The organism is Plesiocystis pacifica SIR-1 (genome assembly GCF_000170895.1).
GTDB lineage: Bacteria > Myxococcota_A > Polyangia > Nannocystales > Nannocystaceae > Plesiocystis > Plesiocystis pacifica.
The window spans coordinates 24,192-43,132 of sequence record NZ_ABCS01000035.1 but is presented as its reverse complement, the minus strand read 5'-3'; the positions used below and the strand labels follow the sequence as shown (position 1 = coordinate 43,132).

The 18,941-nt window shown below is 69.0% G+C and carries 11 protein-coding genes; 6 read left to right on the top strand and 5 right to left on the bottom strand.

Annotation, left to right across the window (positions count from 1 at the left end; all coding sequences use genetic code 11):
• Positions 1-31: 31 nt before the first annotated feature.
• Genes PPSIR1_RS18925 through PPSIR1_RS18915 form a run of 3 tightly spaced genes read right to left on the bottom strand, consistent with a single transcriptional unit; the run spans position 32 to position 3,098 of the window.
• Positions 32-577, bottom strand: a complete 546-nt coding sequence (locus tag PPSIR1_RS18925; RefSeq protein ID WP_006972729.1) for a 3-hydroxyacyl-ACP dehydratase FabZ family protein — start codon at positions 575-577, stop codon at positions 32-34.
• Complete coding sequence (locus tag PPSIR1_RS18920; protein ID WP_006972728.1) at positions 562-1,542, bottom strand: ACP S-malonyltransferase; 981 nt, start codon at positions 1,540-1,542, stop codon at positions 562-564. Before PPSIR1_RS18920 ends, PPSIR1_RS18925 begins: the two co-directional genes overlap by 16 nt.
• Positions 1,539-3,098, bottom strand: a complete 1,560-nt coding sequence (locus PPSIR1_RS18915) for an aminotransferase class I/II-fold pyridoxal phosphate-dependent enzyme (RefSeq protein WP_006972727.1) — start codon at positions 3,096-3,098, stop codon at positions 1,539-1,541. The genes PPSIR1_RS18920 and PPSIR1_RS18915 overlap by 4 nt, the downstream gene beginning before the upstream one ends.
• 553 nt (positions 3,099-3,651) lie before the next feature.
• Between PPSIR1_RS18915 and PPSIR1_RS18910 the strand changes: the two genes are divergently transcribed.
• The 4 genes from PPSIR1_RS18910 (at position 3,652) to PPSIR1_RS18895 (ending at position 11,885) form a co-directional block, all read left to right on the top strand.
• Positions 3,652-4,878: a GNAT family N-acetyltransferase gene (locus PPSIR1_RS18910; RefSeq protein WP_006972726.1), complete on the top strand. Its 1,227-nt coding sequence runs from the start codon at positions 3,652-3,654 to the stop codon at positions 4,876-4,878.
• The gene (locus PPSIR1_RS18905; protein ID WP_086001480.1) at positions 4,871-6,013 is read left to right on the top strand and encodes an NAD-dependent epimerase/dehydratase family protein; all 1,143 of its coding nucleotides are present in this window, start codon (positions 4,871-4,873) and stop codon (positions 6,011-6,013) included. The genes PPSIR1_RS18910 and PPSIR1_RS18905 overlap by 8 nt, the downstream gene beginning before the upstream one ends.
• Before the next feature lie 471 nt (positions 6,014-6,484).
• On the top strand, positions 6,485-7,357 hold the full coding sequence (locus tag PPSIR1_RS18900) for a sensor histidine kinase (RefSeq protein WP_006972724.1): 873 nt from the start codon (positions 6,485-6,487) through the stop codon (positions 7,355-7,357).
• 91 nt (positions 7,358-7,448) lie between these two features.
• Entirely contained in the window at positions 7,449-11,885 is a 4,437-nt protein-coding gene (locus PPSIR1_RS18895) for an ATP-binding protein (RefSeq protein WP_006972723.1), read from the top strand.
• An 84-nt stretch (positions 11,886-11,969) separates the two neighbouring features.
• Here the strand turns inward: PPSIR1_RS18895 and PPSIR1_RS18890 are convergent, their stop codons facing one another.
• The gene (locus PPSIR1_RS18890; RefSeq protein ID WP_198154547.1) at positions 11,970-13,697 is read right to left on the bottom strand and encodes a thiamine pyrophosphate-binding protein; all 1,728 of its coding nucleotides are present in this window, start codon (positions 13,695-13,697) and stop codon (positions 11,970-11,972) included.
• Between the two features lie 234 nt (positions 13,698-13,931).
• On the bottom strand, positions 13,932-15,482 hold the full coding sequence (locus tag PPSIR1_RS18885) for an SLC13 family permease (RefSeq protein WP_045116309.1): 1,551 nt from the start codon (positions 15,480-15,482) through the stop codon (positions 13,932-13,934).
• A 323-nt stretch (positions 15,483-15,805) separates the two neighbouring features.
• Here PPSIR1_RS18885 and PPSIR1_RS18880 point away from each other — a divergent pair, with 323 nt between their 5' ends.
• On the top strand, positions 15,806-17,236 hold the full coding sequence (locus PPSIR1_RS18880; protein WP_006972720.1) for a hypothetical protein: 1,431 nt from the start codon (positions 15,806-15,808) through the stop codon (positions 17,234-17,236).
• A 46-nt stretch (positions 17,237-17,282) separates the two neighbouring features.
• A complete protein-coding gene (locus PPSIR1_RS18875) occupies positions 17,283-18,905 on the top strand; it encodes an MFS transporter (protein ID WP_006972719.1) in 1,623 nt (540 codons plus the stop codon).
• The last annotated feature ends 36 nt before the right edge of the window (positions 18,906-18,941 follow it).

Below are 18,941 nucleotides of genomic sequence, written 5' to 3'. Positions count from 1 at the left end.
CGGTGGTTGGGGGAGTCTCGACGGGCGGGGCCTAGCCCTCGTCCTCGAGCATGAAGACTTCGTAGATGGCGAGGGCCTGGACGGCGTCGCCGAGCATCGCCTGGCCGGCGCACACCGACACGTAGTCGCTGTTCTCGACGGACTTGGCAACCAAGGTCAGCTGATCGCCGGGGCGCACCGCGCCCTGGAACATCGCGTGCTGGACCTTGAGCAGGCGCAGGGCCCGGGGCTTGTCGTCCGCGGCGATGCGGACGTCCGCGCCGGGGGTGCAGCGGTCGAGCAGGTGCTGCAGGCAGATGCCCAGCTGGCCGACCATCTCGAGCAAGAGCACGCCGGGGTAGACCGGGTCGCCGGGGAAGTGGCCGGCGAACACGGGGTCGTCGGCCCGGACCTCGCGGCGCCCCTCGACCAGGCCCTGGACCAGGTCGACGCGGGTGATGCCGTCGAGCAGCAAGAAGGGGTCGCGGTGCGGCAGCATGCGCTCGAGCTCCGCGCGCCCGAGCTGGGCGGGCTGGGTGGTCTCGGCGGCGGTGAACAGCGAGCGCCGGCGCCCGGACTTGATCAGCTTGGTGTACAAGCCTGCCTCCCAGGGTCGGCGCCGCGCAGGCCGTCGACGGTGGCGACGAACTGGGCGTGGATGTCCTCGCGGCTGTCGACGCGGAACTTGCGGTTGCGCACCCACTTGCGGTGCATGAGGTTGTGCAGCACCGACATCGGCCCGACCTCGACGAAGGCCGCCTCGGGGCAGCGCTCGACCACGGCCTCGATGGACTCGCGCCACAGCACGGGGGCGTGGACGTGGGTCGAGAGCAGCTCGACGAACTGCTCGGGGGTCGGGGCGTCGATGAAGCGCGCGAGCCGGTTGGGCAGGTAGGGGCGCCGCGGCACGCAAAAGTCGAGGCCGCGCAGGTAGTCGGCGAAGCGATCGCCCACGACCTCGAACAGCGAGCTGTGCATGGGCACGTTGCGGTCGATGATGTGGGCCTGGGCGTAGTGCTCGTCCTCGGCCTGCTCGACGGCGACCTCGACGGCCGCGCGCTCGCCCGCGATCACGTGCTGGCGCGGCGAGTTGAAGTTGACGATCTCGATGGTCCCCACCTTGCTGGCCTCGCGCACGATGTCCTCGAGGGACTCGCCGTCGATGGGCTGGATCGCCGCCATCCACCCCCGCGGCCCCGTGTCGTAGCACTGGCCGCGGAACTCGACGGCGCGCAGCGCCTGCTCGAAGTCGAGGGCGCCGATGTGTACGAGGTGGTTCCACTCGCCCAGGCTCAGGCCCAGGGACAGCTCGGCGCGCACGCCCTCGGCCTCGAGCGCGCGCAGGACCATGTGGTTGGCCAGGAACACGCTGATCTGCACGTCGACGTTGCGCGCGAAGGCCTGCTCGCCGGCGGACTCGGCGAAGTGGCCGCGCAGGTCGCGGTTGAGCACGTCCGAGGCCCACGCGAGCAGCTCGGCGTTGGGGCGGTGGAGGTCGACGAGCTTGTCGAGCATCCCCGGGTAGCGCGAGCTCTGCCCGGGGAACATGAACACCACGCTCACGCGCGCTCCCTCCGGATCTCCCGCAGGGTCGAGACGGCGTCGCGCAGGTTGAGCTCGCTGGTCGCCCGGATCAGCCGGTCGTAGGCCGTGGACGGGTCCCGGGCCCGCTCGACGAAGTGGTCGTAGGCCATGGACGAGAGCTGGGCGATGCGCGCCCGCTTGTTCGACGAGTTGGCGATGGCCGAGGCCTGCCGGTACATGAACTTGGCCATGGTCTGCCAGCTCGCCGAGGCGCCGGCCTTGGTGTAGCCCGTGCCGTTGACCCCGTTGGCGCCCGGCCGCGGCTCGCGGACCTCGCCGAGGGTGCCCGCCTCGCGCAGCGCCTTGACCAGGGTGTCCTCGAGGATGTTGAGGGCCCGGTCGAGGTCGACGAGCTCGTGGCCCGCGGTCACGGCCACGCGGTAGCGCAGGGACTCCTCGGGCACGGAGGGGAAGTCGACGGGGGCGAGGAAGAGCCCGGCGTCGTTCATGGCGATGCACTGCTCGTAGAGCATCTGCCGGTCGCCGCCGATGATGATCGGGAACACCTGCGAGTCGGCCTCGCCGATGTCCAGGCCCAGGGACTCGGCCCCGGCCCGGAAGTGCTGGACGTTCCGCCACAGCTTCTCGCGCAGGCTGTTGTCCCGGGTCCCCAGCTCGAGGGCCTTGAGCACGCCGCCGACGATCGCCGGGGGCAGGGCGCAGCTGAACGCGTAGCCGTTGACGTAGTGGCGCAGGTACTTGATCAGCTCCTTCTTGCCCGCGACGAAGCTGCCGGTGTGGGCGAAGGACTTGGAGAAGGTCGCGTACTGCAGGTTGATGGCCGAGGGCGGCAGGCCGTAGTGCTCGGCGCAGCCGCGCCCGCGCGCGCCCAGGGCGAGGATCGAGTGGGCCTCGTCGAGCATCACGCCGACGCCGTGGCGCTCGGTCACCTCGAGCAGCGCCGGCAGGTTGGCCGTGTCGCCGTCCATGGAGTAGACGCCCTCGAGCACGACCACGCGCCGACGCCCGGCGGTCTTTTGCAGGGCCTCGTCGAGGGCCGCCGGGTCGTTGTGGGTGAAGAAGTTGAGCTTGGCCTTGGCCAGCTTGACCCCGTCGATGAGGCACAGGTGGCACTTGTCGTCGAGGATCGCGACGTCGCCCTTGCGCAGCAGCCCGGTCAGCGTGCCCATGCCGCCCCCGAAGCCGCTGTTGAACAGCATGACGTCCTCGTGCCCGGTGAACTTGCGCAGCTCGTGCTCGAGCTGGCGGTGCAGGTCCGTCATGCCCGAGAGCATGGGCGAGCCGCAGGCTCCGGTGCCGTAGCGCGACAGCGCCTTCTTGCCGGCCTCGATCACCTCGGGGTGCGCGGCCAGGCCGAGGTAGTTGTAGGACGACAGGTTCACCACCGTCCGGTCCTTGCCGGCGCGGTGGATTCGCATCACCGGCTCGACGGCGCCGAGCATCTCGGGCTCGAACAGCTCGAAGGCCCAGGCACCATCCTGGACCCACTTGCCGAACTCCGGCGGCGGCACCATCGGATCGTCGGTGTCGGTGAAGTAGAAATCGGCCAGGCTGTACTGGGCTTCGCTACTCATGAGCAGGACCGGGGGTCGGGGGGCTCAGTACGCCAAAGATGGCGCCCTGTCACGGGTGAACGGGATTTCAAGACCGGTGGGATCAGCGCCGTGGCGCCTGCGGTGTTGCAGGCTGCAACGCACGAGCGATCGGCTCCAGGCTCGTTCCAGGTCGAGGCTCCACGGACGGATCTCGCTTGGACTCTCGGCACGGCGGGACGGAGGGTGGCTGGGGGCAGCATCTCGTGAATCAAAGACCCGCAGGGGCGAGGGTGTGACCTCGGATGCGGCGTGAGTGTTGCGACGCTCCGAGAGCTGACCCACGCACACTTCGCGGTGCAGCCGTTCATCAGATGAATCGAGATTCATGTCAAGCAAGCAAGCCCACCTGATCAAAAAAAAGCTTTGAATTCAAACCCTTGTGCCCAGCCTTGGGAGCTTCGTTGGCGTCTCGGGGGACGCGCTCGGTGAAGTTCATTCACGACCTGGCTTGGTCTCCCGACCCACCTGGATGGTTCAGGCCGTCGAGCCCTGGACGGCTCGCGCACTGCCGGGCTATTCGCGGCCCACGCCGATGAGCTCCGACATCGAAGTCATCCGGGTCCACGCGAGCAACCGCAAGCTGCTCGACCGCTTCATTCGCGTGCAGTGGTTCATCCACCGCGAGGCCTACCCCAACGAGGTCTGGGTGCCGCCGCTCATGCTCGAGCGCCGGGAGTTCCTCAACCCCGACAAGAACCTCTTCTTCGAGCACGCCGAGATGGCGATGTGGATCGCCCGCAAGGGCGGCCGCGACATCGGCCGCATCGCGGCCATCGAGGACCGCTCGTGGATCGACTTCCACGGCGAGAAGACCGGCTACTTCGGCTTCTTCGACGCGCCCAACGACGCGGCCGTGGCCGGGGCCCTGCTCGACCAGGCCCGCAAGTGGCTCCGCGCCCGCGGCATGGACGAGATGATCGGGCCCATGGACCTGTCGACGAACCACGTGTGCGGCGTGCTGCTCGACGCCTTCGACCGCGAGCCGTGCATCAACATGCCCTACAACCCGCCGTGGTACGACGAGCTGCTGCTCGGCCAGGGCCTGAGCAAGGCCAAGGATCTGATCCAGTGGGGCATCGACCTGGCCACGCCGATCCCGCCCCGGGTCGTGCGCATCGCCGAGAAGATGAAAAAGCGCGCGGGCATCCGCGTGCGCGCCATGAGCTTCGACGACTGGGACGCCGAGGTCGGGCGCACCTTCGAGATCTACAACGAGGCCTGGGAGAAGAACTGGGGCTTCGTGCCGGTCACCGAGCGGGAGTTCCGGCAGATCGCCGAGGACCTCAAGCTGGTCCTGCACCCCTCGCTGCCTCTCGTGGCCGAGATCGACGGCGAGGCCGTGGCCTTCGCGCTGATCATCATGAACCTCAACCCCCTGCTCAAGCCCCTCGACGGCAAGCTGCTGCCCTTCGGGGCCCTGCGCCTGTTGTGGGATCTCAAGGTCAAGCAGCGCGTCGACTCGGGCCGGCTGATCTTGCTGGGCATCCGCGCCGAGCACCGCCGCCGCGGCCTCGACTCGATCCTCTTCCTCGAGATGGCCCAGCGCGCCAAGGCCCTGGGCTGGTGGGGCGGCGAGATCGGCTGGACCCTCGAGGACAACGTGATGGTCAACCGGGCGATCGAGAACTTCGGCTGCGAGGCCGTGGCCAACTACCGCATCTACACCGAGGACCTCACCGGCAAGGCCAAGGCCAAGGCCAAGGCCGACGCGGGCGAGCCCGCCGAAGCAGCTGGGGCAGGCGAGGCCAGCGATGACTGACGCGCGCGCCCGCGTGCTGGTCACCGGGGCCAGCGGCTTCATCGGCAGCCACCTGTGCCAGGTCCTGCGCGAGCGCGGCCACGCGGTCCAGGCCATGGTCCGCAAGACCTCGAAGCTCGCCAAGCTCGAGGACGCGGCCCGCGAGGGCGGCCGGGTGATCCCCTTCGAGCTCGCCTACGCGAGCCTCGACGACGTCGACGCCTTGACCGAAGCCGTGCGCGGGGTCGAGGTCGTCTACAACATCGCCGGGACCACGGCCGCCTTCGATCGCGTCGGCTTCGACCGCACCAACGTCGCCGGCGTCGACAACCTGATCGCCGCCATCGAGCGCGCCCGGGCCAGCGAGGGCAAGGGCCCGCGCCGCCTCGTGCACGTGTCCTCGCTGATGGCCGCCGGGCCCTCGCACCCCAAGGTCGGCCGCCGCGAGCACCACCGCCACGAGGCCGGGTTCACCGACTACGGCGACTCCAAGCTCGCCGGCGAGGCGCGGGTCATGGTCGCCGCGCGCTCGAGCGAGCTCGAGCTGATCATCGTGCGCCCGCCCCTGGTCTACGGCCCGCGCGACGAGGACGTGCTGCAGATGATCAAGTCCGCCGGCATGCGGGTCGTCGCCCAGCCGGGCCTGCGCCCGACCTGGATGTCGGCGATCCACGGCCGAGACCTCGCCCGCGGCATCGCCCTGGTCGGCGAGCGCGGCCAGCCCCTGCCCCGCGCCGACGCCCGCGAGCAAGCCAAGGACGAGCGCCACGTGCTCGGCGGAGGCGGCCTCGACCCGGCGATCCCCGGGGCGATCGGTGACCCCCGCGGCCTCGGCATCTACTACCTCACCGACGGGCGGCCGAGCAGCGTCGCCGAGTTCGGCCAGGTCGCGGCCGCGGCCATGGGTCGCCGCGCCCTCACCCTCCCGCTGCCAGCCGTCGCCGTGCGCTCCGTCGGGTGGCTCAACCAGGGCATCGGCCGCGCGCGCGGCAAGGTGCCGGCACTGACCGCCGACAAGGCCCGCGCGAGTCTGTCTCCGGGCTGGTGGTGCGACGACGCAAAAGCGCGGACCGAGTTGGGCTGGTCCGAACACTTCGATCTCGAGCGCGGACTCGAAGACACGATCCGCTGGCTGCGTGATCGCGGTCAGCTCTGAGCTGCGCGTCCTCGCGGCGATCCCACGGCTCGCCTCCAATCCAACCAACGGATGGGGCACGCAGGGGCGCGAGATCTCGCATCGGCAGACTCCGCAGATCGCGTGAAGGCGAGCAGCGTCTCACGCGCGCCACCAATGGGGGGCCCGTCACCCTCCGGGCGACCGGGCGCCTTGGTCGTCCGATCACCTCTCGGCCCTCGGACTCGAACCCCCTGGAAACACGCGCTGCCCGTTGCTGCGGGCGCTATCGAGCGACCCATGGGGAGAAATGCCTCATGTCGCCGGACTAAACGAGGGTTTGGTCGCAGGCCGCGCAGCTCATGATAGCTTTGAGAGCTTTTTAGCTTTGTCCGCTTTGCGCCTGGCACAAGAACCACCAAACTGGTCGTTCGACCTTTTGCCAGTCCTTGTTTCGATCTATCCTATTGGACGCAGCCGTATTCTTCCTGACGTATCCGGAGCAGCAACGTCATGTCTCAGACCGCACTTGACCAAAGCGTCGTCGACCTCAAGGCCGAGCTCGAGCGACTCTACGACCAATCCCAAGACCCCAACGCATTTGGGCGCAGCTTGCTGTCCTTCCTGGACGAGCTCGGTCGAAAGGTCAGGGACGAGGGCGAGTCGACCAACGTCGCCGAGCAGATCGCGGAGCAGCTCGACCGCGCCGCCACTGCCACATTGGCAGCAGGTGCAATGCACGACCTGCGCTCCCTCGTACAGGTGCTCGTCGCTCACATCGATCACTCGCGCAACGGCGTGCTCGGAATGGCGGCGACTTCGGGGCAAGCCGGGCCTGCCCGTGAAGTGCTGCGCACCCTCGACGAAGCTCGCCTGGTGGCTGCGACCATGGTGAACATCACCCGCGACGGCGTCGCGCTTCAGCGCGCTGCCGGTGCGGGTGCGATCGTCGACCTCCCCGATCTGCTCAAGACCACGCTGCGCATGCATCGACGCGTTGCGAAGGGCCGCCTGGTCCTCGCCGACATCCCCCGCGTCGACATCCTGGCCCCTCGTGGCGCGCTGCTCCGCGTCCTGGCCAACCTCATCAAAAACGCCCTGGACGCCATCCCAGAGGGTCCTGAGGGCCGCGTGTCCATCTCGGCCTGGGTCGCCACGGACGACGTGTTCGTCCAGGTCGCCGACAACGGCCCCGGCATCCCCGAGGAGATGCAGCCGAAGATCTTCGACATGTTCTTCACCACCAAGGAGAAGGGCTCGGGCGTCGGTCTCCCGGTCTGTCGTCGCCTCGTCGAGGAGTGGGGTGGTACGCTGCAGGTCCAGTCGCGTCCCGGCTCGAACGCCCAGTTCACGACTCAGTTCACCTTCGGTGTGCCCCGCGGTTGAGCCCCGCGCGGCTCCCCGGGATTGAGCATCCCGAATGGCCACGCGGAGCTTCTCGCCCAATAGCCTCGGCCGCCTAGCTGAAGCCAGCGTCATGGACTTCGAAGCTGGCATGATCCTCTGGCAGCGCTTTTGCGTCGTCGGAGAGGTCGTCGAGAGCGCGCACAGCCTCGTCGTCCCAGTCACGGACCTCCAGCGCGAGTACGGCCACCGGCCCAGCCACCGCGTCGAGCTGCACATCCCGCGGCGCTCTCGGGACACCTACGTGTCCCAGGAGGACCGCGCTCGGCTGCACCGCGCCTACAACCTCGACCGCAACAGCCAGCACCGCAGCACCCAGCCCCGCGCCCACGCGGACTTCGAGTCCGGCGAGCAGTTCGTGCTGGTCTGCGACCCCGTGGCCGGCGATCCGGTGCTGACCGGCGCCATCACCTTGATGAGCGGGGAGACCCGCGGCGACACCCTCGACAGCCAAGAGCTGCTGCACCTCGGCAGCGCCCTGGCGACCTTGCTCGTTCGCCTCCACGCCCAGGAGATCTACGGCGTCCAGTTCAGCCGCGAGGCCCTGCGGGTCGAGGGCGGCCGCTACTTCCTCGCCAACTACGATCACCTGTTCACCGAGGAGCACGACTACAGGAACGACCTGCGCCAGCTGTGCGCCTTCCTCGAGGAGGTCGGCGGCAGCTCGGCGTGGCCGATGATTCGGCCGGCGCCGAGCAACGCCCACGAGCTGTCTCAGCGCATCCGCTCGATGGCCGGAGAGCGCCAGCTCGAGACCATCGAGCTGCCCTCGGAGCCGCCCTTCGTCGGCCGCGAGAAGACCATGTCCTTCCTGACCGACGGGCTGTCTCGGGCCCGCATCGCCCAGCCCACGGCGGTCGTGATCCGAGGCAACCGCGGCGTCGGCAAGTCTCGGCTGCTGCGCGAGTTCATCAGCGCGCGCCTCGAGGCTGGCGACGCCTTCGTGCTCGCGGGCACCTGGCAGCCGCGCAGCGCCGACACCCGCGGCGGCCTGCTCGGCGCCATCGAGCAGGTCACCAAGGCCCTGCGCACCCTCGAGCCCGAAGAGCGCGAGCAGGTCCGCGGACGCATCAACCGATCGATCCGCAACCTCGGCGCCATCGTGACCCGCAGCGCGCCCTCCCTGGGCAGCCTGCTCCGCGTCATCGAGGAGCTCCCGCCCCTCGAGCTCAGCGGCGACTTCAACCGCCACACCTCGGTGATCGCCGATCTGCTCCGGGCGATCGGCAGCCAAAAGCGGCCCCTCGTCCTCGTCCTCGACAACCTCGAGAACGCCGACTCGCGCTCGCTCGCGGTGCTCAAGATCCTCACGCAGCTGCGCCCGGCTCACCACACCCTGGTGATCGCCGGCCTGCGCGACGAGAAGCAGCGCTACAAGCCCGAGTTCGAGACCGAGGTCCGCGACCTCCGGCCGCTGCAGATCGACGAGATCAACACGCTGCTCAACCGCACGCTGCTCGGGACCATCGCCGATCAGGACCTGCTCGCCGAGACCCTGATGTCGGTCAGCGGCGGCTACCCCCTGGCGATCTGGGCGAACCTGCGGGCGTGGATCGATCGCAGCTTGCTGATCCACGAGGTCGGCGACTCGACCTGGCGAGCGCGCCGCTCCCTCCAAGAGGAGATCGACCACGAGCCCGACGTCCGCGATCTGTTCGGCTTCCGGCTGGCCGGAGCGGCGTCCGAGGTCCGCACCCTGGCGCTGCGGGCCGCCGTGCTCGGGCTGTCGATCACCACCGCCGAGCTCCACTCGCTGACCGCCGACGACGAAGACCACGTCAACAGCGCCATCCGAGACCTCGTATCCCGCGGCATCCTGACCCCGACCAGCATCGGCGTCAGCTTCCCCCACGACTCGATCCGCGAGCTCGTGCTCGAGTCCGTCGACGCGAGCCAGCGCCGAGAGGCGCACCGCGCCGCGGCCCAGCTGCTGCTCGAGCAGGACGCCCCCCTGGCCCAGATCGCCTACCACCGCGAGCTCGGCTTCGAGGCCGACACGGCGACGCTCGAGGACTTCGACCGCCTCTCGGTGTTCCACGTCGAGGCCGGCCACGAGCGCCTGGCGATCTACGACCTCGAGCGCGCGCGCTGGCACCTCGAGTGCGCCCTCGAGCGCAGCCGCGACCCCAAGCAGCGCTCCCTCGCCGCCGAGGCCCTCGCCGACGTCTACCTGCTCAGCGACGACTTCGAGAACGCCATCGAGATGTTCTCGGCCCTGATCGCGGGCACCGATCCGGCCCACGCCGTGCGGGCCGGGGCCAAGGCCGTCCACTACCTGTTCTTCAAGTCGCGGGCCGACGACGCCCAGGTGCTCGGCGACATGGCCCTCGAGGTCGTCGGCGAGCCGACCCCGCGCACGACCTTCGGCAAGATCCTCTCGGTGATCAGCTCGCTGATCAACGCGACGTTGCGCAAGCCGCCGCACGGCCCCGAGATCCGCGACGCGCTGTGCGGGCTCTACCCCCACATGGTGGTCAAGAACCTCGGCACCGACCCGCTGCTGAGCTTCGTGTGCATCTACCGGGGCCGGTGGATGGCCCAGGGCCTGCGCACGGCCTCCGCCGCGCTGACCTTGAGCTTCGAGGCCTCGATCCGCGCGACCATCGGTCACTTCTCGACGGCCGAGAAGCGGTTCCAAAACCTCACCGACATCGCCAAGGACTCCGGCGATCCCTGGGCCCGGGGCATCGCTTGCCACACCCGGGCGCACACCCTCTACCTGCCCTCGCTGCGCTACGAGGAGGGTCAGGACCTCCTCGACGACGCGATCGCGGCCTTCCGCGAGACCGGCGACATGTCCGTCGCCGTGCTCTCGCTGCTGATGAAGGCGCTCTACGGCAAGAACCACGAGCGCGCGGACAAGGTGCTCGGCTGGCTCGACGAGGCCATCGCCATGGGCCAGCGCAACGGCAAGACCGCCCTCAGCGCGACCCTCGAGTCGATCCGCGTGTGCGTGCTCGCCCGCCAAGGTCGGACCGACGTCTCGCTGCGCATCCAGGAGCTCGCCCAGCGCGTGAAGCAGCCCGAGATCGAGGACCTCGATCGGCTGTTGGCGCAGACCAGCCTGGCCCTCGCCGCGCTCTACAGCGGCGAGCGCAAGCTGGGCTACGAGCAGGCCCTCGCCGGGCAGGCGATCATCGCCAGCGTCCCGGGCGTGCCCGAGTTCCTGCTCGAGCACCACTTCGCCACGGCGATGATCATCCTCGACCACCAGCTGCCCTCCCGAGACGAGCGCAAGCTGCTGCGCAAGACCATCCGCAAGCTCAAGTCGGCCGCCTCCGCCTCGCCGCGGCTGACCGTGCACTACCAGGTCGTGCTGATGCGCAAGGCCATGGTCGACCGCAAGCCGGACACGGCCCGCAAGCACGCCTCGGAGATCATCGCCGGCCTCGACAGCCACGGCGACCTGTTCGGCGCCCGCGAGGCCCACCGCACCCTCGCGCAGATCAACATGGTCGACAACGTGAGCGCGGCCAAGGAGCACGAGAACATCGCCAGCAAGTTCGGCAAGCGCCTCGGGCTGTCGAGCCGCACCCAGGACAACCCCTTCGAGTTCGACGACTCCTCGCTCGTCGAGGACATCCAGCCCAACCTCCTGTTCGACGCGCCCAAGCTGCCCCAAGCTGGCCTGCTCGACGAGGCCTCGACGCAGCTGTCGATGACCAACATGTCGATGGAGATGACCAGCGATCACTCCGAGATCCTCGACGACTGGGGCATCGGCTCGGAGCCCGTGCAAGAGTCCCAGCTCCGCGAGGTCGTCGGGCCGCTCAAGGACGTGCTCGCGCCGCAGCTGCCCGGCTCGGTGTTCGACATCAACTGCTCCAACCCCGACATCGTCGTGCCCGTGTCCGCCGGCGACCTGCAGGTGTTGATCATCAACCTGGTGCTGTCGAGCCGCGACGCCGTCGGCGACCAGCCGCAGATCAGCCTCGACCTCGAGCTCGAGGAGCTCAGCGGCGACATCCGCCGCAACCGCGACTCCGCGAACCTCAACCCCGGCCGCTACCTGCTGCTGCGCGTCCTCGCCCGCGGGTCCGGCACCCACGTCCCCGTGATCGGCGGGTTCAAGACCTGCGAAGCCCTGATCCGGCCCATGAACGGCGAGCTCACGGCCACGGCCGGCCGCGCCCGCACGGTGCTGCTCGGCCGCATCCCCCTCGAGGTCGACGCGACCATCGACGAGTCCGAGGACTACGGCAAGGTCCTGGTCGTCCACCCCGAGGTCGCGATCCGAGACACGGTCCGCTCGACCCTCGCCCAGCTCAACGTCGAGCCGCTGTGCATGGCGCCCCGTGAGTTCGAGCCCGGCCTGCTCGAGGGCGCGACCTTGATGCTCGCCGACGGCGAGACTTTGCGGAAGCACCAGGTGCTCGAGCCCCTCGTCGAGGCGCGCATGGTCGAGATCGTCAAGCGCGGGGTCGACCCCGTGACCGCGGACCAGCGCGCCTGCCTGCGCGTGCCCTTCATGGTCAACGAGATCGAGGCCCTCTTGAAGGGCGACGAGTAGCGAGGCGAGCAACCCAACGCGAGAGCGCCCCGCACGAACCGTGCGCGGCGCTCTTGACTTGGCCTGTAGCGAAGCCGGAGCCGCTCAGCCGTCTTCGCCGCTGACCGCTTCGATGCGCGGGTTGTAGGGCTTGATGTTCTGGTCCGTGGGCATGACCAGGAGCAGGGGCTTGCCCTTGTTGGCTTCGATGACCTCGCGCGCCTGAGACAGATGCTCGATGCGCTCGGAGGCCAGGCCCATGGAGCGGGCGAAGGTCACGAAGTCGATGTCCGGGGTCGAGAAGGTCGGCGTTCGCCCGAACAGCACGTTGAAGCCGTCGTCGACCATGCCCAGGCGACGATCGTCGAACACGACGGTGACCAGCGGGATCTGGTAGCGCACGCAGGTCGCCAGCTCGCTGCCGGTCATCAGCAGGCCGCCGTCGCCGATCATGCACACGACCTGGCGCAGGTAGCCGTAGGCCAGCTGCATGCCGATCGCGGTGCCCAGGCCCGAGCCCATGCCGCCGAGGCCGTAGGACACCCAAAAGCCGTCAGGGCGCTCGACCAGCAGGTTCTGGGCCGTGAACAGCAGGTGGTTACCGATGTCGCAGCAAAACACCGCCTCGGGCCCGAAGATGTCGCGCATCAGCGGCGCGAGCAGGCGCGGGTCGTGGGGCGCCTGGCTGTCCTCGTTGACCTCGGGCTCGATGATCTCCGGCTGGACCTCGCGGATCATCCGGTCGCGGTGGAGGATCATCTGCGGCGTCGGGGTGGGCAGGTGCTCCTGGATCAGCTGGAGGGTCCGGCCGAGGTCGGCGCACATGGCCACGTCGGGCGCGTAGGACCGACCGATGCGCTCGGGGTCGTGGTCGAGCTGGATGAGCTGGCCGTAGCTGGGGCGCAGCACGTCGGCGTAGCCGCCGGTGCTCGTGTCGTCGAAGCGGCAGCCGATGGTCAGCAGCAGGTCGATGGACTCGTCGATGTAGGCGTTGGCTGCACCGCGGCTGGCGATGCCGAACACCCCGAGGCTCAGGGGGTGGGTCTCCGGGAACACGCCCTTGCCCTCGATGTCGGTGATGACCGGAATGCGCAGGGTCTCGGCGATCTCGAGGATCACGTTGCCGATCTCCGAGCGCTTGGCCCCGACGCCGAGCAAGATCGCGGGCCGCGAGGCGCCGGCGAGCATGTTGGCGATGCGGCGGCAGGTCCCGATGTCGGGCTCGTGGCCCCGCGAGAGCATCACCGGCATGCGTGCCGGGAGCACGCTCGAGTGGGTGAGGTTGATGGGCAGGGAGATGAAGGCGGTGCCGAAGGGCGGGTTGTTGATGACGGACAGGGCCTGATCGACCACCACGGGGGCGCGCTCGGGACGGAGGGCGAGCTCGGCGTACTTGGTGATCGGGCGGACCATCGCCATGAGGTCGAGGCCGGAGGCGCTGCCGTCTTGGAGGGGCGAGCGGCCGAAGTTCCGCATGTCCGCCTCGCCGGAGAGGATCAGCACCGGGAGCTCGTCGCGGCAGGCCGCCGCGAGGCCCGTGAGCGCATTGAGTGCGCCCGGGCCCGAGGTGACCGCGACGACGCCGGGGCAGCCCGTCGCCCGGGCGTAGCCCGCCGCGGCGTAGACCGCCATGGTCTCGTGCTGGCAAGTGACCAACTCGATGCCCGCGCCGTAGAGCGCGTCGAAGACCGGCGAGATCGTTCCGCCAGGGATCCCGAACACGCGGTCGATGCGGTGCCGCATCATGACCTCGGCGATCTGATCCGCGACCCGGGTCTCCCGCCGCTCGGGCACAGCCCGCGGCGTCAGCTTGTGGGACGAGTTGATACTCATGATTCTCTCCGTCATCCGCGGTGGCCCGGTCACCTCAATCGACGCCGAACTCAGCCGCTAGGGCGATACCCGTTGTAGTCAGCGTATCGCTTTCTGCTTCGAAAGACCAGATCTTTGCCGCGTGCTGTGATGATTTGTGCCCCCAACTCGACTCTCGAAACGAGATGTAGGCATGCCTGACGAATTGTGGGCCTGTAGCGAAATGTCGCGAATCGACCGAAGCGGCACGGTGACTCACTGAAACCGGATGGCCGGCAACACCCAGATACCCATGAAAATCAGCAACGCGAGGGCCAACAGGTTCATCCAGATACCTGCGCGGAGCATGCTCTTGAGCTCGACGAGGCCCGATCCATATACAATCGCGTTGGGTGGAGTCGACACCGGCAACATGAACGCAAAGCTCGCCGCCAGCGCCACCGCGAGGGCGACCGGGAGGGCATGATGCCCCGCCGCAAGCGCCAATGGGATGGCGATTGGAAGCATCATGTTCGTGGTCGCCGTGTTGCTGACGAGCTCGGTCAGGTAGATGACCAGGATCGACACGACGACGATCAACAACCACTGCGGCGGAGCGCCGCCAAGGGCCGCTCCAACCGCGTTTCCAACGGCTTCGGCCAGGCCCGTGCTGACCGTCGCGCTGCCCAGCGCGAGGCCACCTCCGAGCAGATAGACGGTACCCCAGTCGATGCGCTGGGCCTCCGACCAGGTCATGAGCGGCTGGGGGGAAGCGCCGTTCGAGGGGGCTCCTCGGCCTACCACGAAGAGCAAGGCCGCCGCTGTAATCGCCACTACCCCTTCCGGTAGTGAGCTTTTTGCCCAAAGGGCCAATTCCGACTTCGGTCCCCATCCCAGCCGGATCAACGAGGGCACCAACCAGCCAACCACGGCCAGGCCAAAGATCGCCACGGAACGCCGTTCCTTTGGACTCATGGGCCCAAGCTCGGCGAACTCCCGACGCACCCGAGTGTCGAGCTCGGTCACTTCGGACACCGCCGGTCGCCAGTAAAACCGCGCAAAAACCAGCAATGCGATTAACGCGGCACTGCCGATTGGTACACCGAAGCTCATCCACTGGAAGAAATCGATCGTAACCCCAGCAAATCGATCGAGTGCCGCGATTGCAATCAGATTGGGGGCCGTGCCTACCGGCGTGCAGATGCCTCCGAGGGAGGCTGCGTAGGCCGTGCAGATCAACATTCCCTCGGCGTAGCGACCATGCGTTTCCAGCACTTTGGGATCGTCCGGACAGGCCTCCCGGATGCTCGCGCACAGCCCCAGGACGATCGGCATCATCATCGCGGTGGTCGCCGTATTGTTGATCCACATCGAGAATGAGAAGGCCGTCACCGCCACGGCGGTCATCGCCCGTTGGGGCGATCCGGCCACGAAACCCCGGGATAACAGCCACAGCGCCGCCCTGCGGTCGAAGCCGTGGACCGAGAGGGCGCGGGCGAGGATGAAGGCGCCGACGAATAGAAAGATCAGCGGGTGGGCGAAGGGGGCGAAGATCTCCTTGGCGGGTCCAACCCCGAGAGCCACCGCGAGCGCAGGACCGAGCAGGGCCGTGATGGCTAGGGGAATGGTCTCGCAGATCCACAGAATGACCGTGAAGGCGACGACGGCGAGGAGCCGGTGGGCGGGCGTCTCGAGCCCCGGCGTGGGGACGAGCAGGAGCGTCGCCAACACCACAGGTGCAAGACCGGCGCCGACCTGTGCGCGAATTCGATCGAATTTTGACGGGGGAGGAGTCACGCCCGCATCACGCTCGAAAGTTTCGCTCACGGCCTGCTCACTGCCTCCGGCCACATTCGTCGGGAAGAATGCACGGAATGTCGACGAGACAGTACCTGGAAAAATGTGTGGGGAGAAATGCCCCGACCATCCCAAACTGAACCGGGAAAACTATGATGAATTGATTTACATTTGCAATGAGATGCTCCGCCAAGATGCCCTCAAAGTGCCGCGCAGCTCGCGGCTCTCCATCGCGTTGATGTGACCGACCCTCCGCGATCGGCACTGAACATCCAAGCCTCTCTGTGAGCACCCCTTCTCCCACACCAGCGGACGCCAAGCGCTCCTTGCTCCGGCGTCTCGGTGGGGGCGTCGTGCTCGCCTCTTGCGTGTTCGTGTGGGTCGCCAACTCGGGCGGGATCCTCAGCAGCAACGATGGTTCGCACCTCGCCCTGGGGCGCGCTCTCGCGCTGCGCGGGGAAGCTACGATCGACCCCGATCGGGCGCTGACCCTCGAGGTCGATCTCGCCGAGCGAGGCGGGCACGCGTACTCGGATCGACCGCCGGGGACGGCCTTCGCCGCAGTCCCCGCGATCTGGATTGGAGATCGCCTCGACCCCATCGCCCGCGCCCGCGCGGTGGAGCAAGCCAAGGCCGGCGAGCGGGTCGATCCCCTCCCGGGCCCGGAGCTCTACGTGCAGACCTACAGCGCCCGCGCCCAGGGCCGCGGTGCTTCGCTCGTCGATCGCATCGCCAGCTCCGTGCTGATCAACCTCCACGCCGCGCTGGTCGGGCTCCTCGGCCTGGTCCTGCTCCGACGTCTGGTCGCGCGGGCGGGCTTCGACGAGGGCGCGCAGCTGTTCGCCTGCGCGAGCCTCGGGCTGGCGACGCTGTGGGGGCCCTACTCGACGGCTCTGTTCGCCCACGTGAGCGCTGGGACGGCGTGGCTGGCCTTCGTGCTCGGAGCCACGGGGCTGCGCGCGACGGCGGCCGACAGCCGAGACCGGCGAACCGTGATGATCGCCCTGGGTACGGGCCTGGCGGGGGCGTGGGCGATCGCCTGCGACTACGCGCTGATCCTCGCCGTCGTTCCAGCCACCCTCGCGCTCGTCCCCTGGCGTCGCTGGCCGCTGGTGCTTTTTGGGACCGCGCCGATCGCCGCGGCGACGCTGGCCTACCACGGCGCGGCCTTCGGCCACCCCCTGGCGATCGGCTACGACTTCCAGACCAACTTCGACTTCGCCCGTGAACGCGGCTCGACCTTCTCCGGCTCCATGGGCGAGGGCCTGTGGGTGACCTGGGGCCTGGGCAAGGGGGCCGGGATGCTGGCCCAGAGCCCGCTGAGCCTGGCTGGTGTGGCCGCGCTGGTCACCGCCGTGGCCTCCGCAATTCGACGCGGCGAGGCGCCCTCCGAGACGCTCCGCGGGGTCGCGATCGCGGCGCTGTGCATGCTCCCCTGGGTCCTCGCCGTCGCCCTGCACCGCACGCCCTGGGGCGGCGGCACCCTCGACCACCGCTACCTCGTCCCGCTCTTGCCCCTGGCCTGCGTGGGCCTGGCCTGGGCCTGGGCCCGGGAGTCGACGGTCCTCCGCGTCGTGCTCGTGGCCCTCGCGGGGGCCTCCGCCGTGCTGGTCTGGCGCCACTTCCTGGGCTGGCACGAGGCCCAGGCCTTCGCGCGGGCGCAGCTGGGGCTGGGGGCCGCGTGCGTGGTCGCCCTGGCCACGCTGCTGGCGACGAGCGAGCGCGAAGACGAAAACGCGGACGAGGGCGCGAGCGCGGCTCCCCCCGACCAAGCTCCGCGCTGACCAAAAACTCTGGGCCCCGGCGCTTTCGTGCTAGCCCCCGGAGAAGGTGTCCGAGCCAACGCCAGCCGAGACCGCAGCCGAGCAGCCGGCGTCGGCGGGCTCCGGCGGCGCGCGAGCCGAGGCCCCGACGACCTCGCGGATCCGCGGCGCCCTGAGCAGCCCGCACCTGTGGGTGTCGAGCACCTACTTCGCCGAGGGCTTCCCCTACACCATCGTCAACAACCTCGCCGACATCCTGTTCAAGGAGCTCGGCGCGAGCTTGCAGGTCATCGGGCTGACCTCGCTGTTCCACCTGCCGTGGAACCTCAAGTTCCTGTGGGGGCCCTTCGTCGACGGCTACGAGACCAAGCGCCGCTGGCTGGTGGGCACGGAGATCGTGCTCGTCGCTTTGATCGTCGCGCTCGCGCTGCTCGCCAGCGTCGCCGGGCCGGGCGGCAACCTCATGCCGCTGGCGGCCGGCTTCCTGGTCCTCGCCGTGCTCTCGGCGACCCACGACATCGCCATCGACGGCTACTACCTCGAGGCCCTCGACACCGACGGGCAGTCGCGCTTCGTGGGCTACCGCGCCGCCGCCTACCGCCTGGCCATGCTCTTGGTCGGCGGGCCGATCGTGACCTTCTGCGCGTGGGCGGGGTGGACCGTCGGGCTGCTCGGCTGCGCCGGCGCCCTGGGCCTGATGCTGGCCTACCACGCCTTCGCCCTGCCCCAGGTCGAGGACCGCAAGCGCCCCGCGACGCAGCTGCTCCGCGCTGTGTTGAAGCCCCGGGCGGCCATCGCCCTGATCCTCGCCGCGGCGGTGTTCGGGCTCGAGCGGTGGCTGGGCCTGGGCGCGCGCATGGGCGGGTGGCTCACCGACGCGCGCGCGGCCGTGGACCACCGCCCGGTGCTGTCCAAGATCGCCAACCTCGGCGTCGGCGCGTGGGTCAGCATCGGGCTCCTCGTCGCCCTGCTGGCCATCCTCGCCGCCCTGCCCTGGCTGCGCCGCCGGCTCGAGGCCGCCCGCGAGCGCGGCGAGGTGTCCGACTACGCGGCGAGCTTCGTCAGCTTCCTCGACCAGCGCCGGGTCGGGGTCATGCTCGCCTTCGTGATGCTGTTTCGGACGGGGGAGTCCTTCCTTCAGAAGATGCGCTGGCCCTTCCTCGACGACGTCGTCGGCCTGCCCCTCGAGGTCTACGGCATCATGAACGGCACCGCGGGCGTGTTCGCCTCGTTCCTGGCCACGATCATCGGCGGCCGGCTGATCGCCCGGGACGGCCTGCGCAAGTGGATCTGGCCGTTCATCCTGGCCCAGAACCTCCTCAACCTCCTCTACATGGGCGTGGCCTCCCTGCCCGACCCGACCATCCTCGCACCTGGTGACGACGCCTCGGCGCTGGCCTGGCTCCCGCTCACGGCCGTCGTGCTCGCGGAACACGCGGGCGCCGGCCTGGGTACCGCCGTGTTCATGGTCTACATCATGCGCACTTGCGACCCGAGTCACAAAGCCGCGCACATGGCCATCGTGACGGCGCTGATGAGCCTGGGCTTCACCTTCGCGGGGGTGCTCAGCGGCTTCTTGGCGGGCGCCATCGGCTTCTCGGCCTATTTTGGGTTCACCTTCGCGGCCACGATTCCGAGCATGATCTTGATCGCGTTCGTGCCCCACCTCGACGGCCGCGAAGGGAGCTGATTCGGGCTCGGCGAGCGGCCGAGTTGCGCTACCCTC

Bases quoted from the DNA above. Each gene is read 5' to 3' on its own strand.
- PPSIR1_RS18915 (WP_006972727.1), bottom strand. From the start codon at position 3,098: ATGAGTAGCGAAGCCCAGTACAGCCTGGCCGATTTCTACTTCACCGAC.
- PPSIR1_RS18895 (WP_006972723.1), top strand. From the start codon at position 7,449: ATGGACTTCGAAGCTGGCATGATCCTCTGGCAGCGCTTTTGCGTCGTC.
- PPSIR1_RS18905 (WP_086001480.1), top strand. From the start codon at position 4,871: ATGACTGACGCGCGCGCCCGCGTGCTGGTCACCGGGGCCAGCGGCTTC.
- PPSIR1_RS18900 (WP_006972724.1), top strand. From the start codon at position 6,485: ATGTCTCAGACCGCACTTGACCAAAGCGTCGTCGACCTCAAGGCCGAG.
- PPSIR1_RS18910 (WP_006972726.1), top strand. From the start codon at position 3,652: ATGAGCTCCGACATCGAAGTCATCCGGGTCCACGCGAGCAACCGCAAG.
- PPSIR1_RS18890 (WP_198154547.1), bottom strand. From the start codon at position 13,697: ATGAGTATCAACTCGTCCCACAAGCTGACGCCGCGGGCTGTGCCCGAG.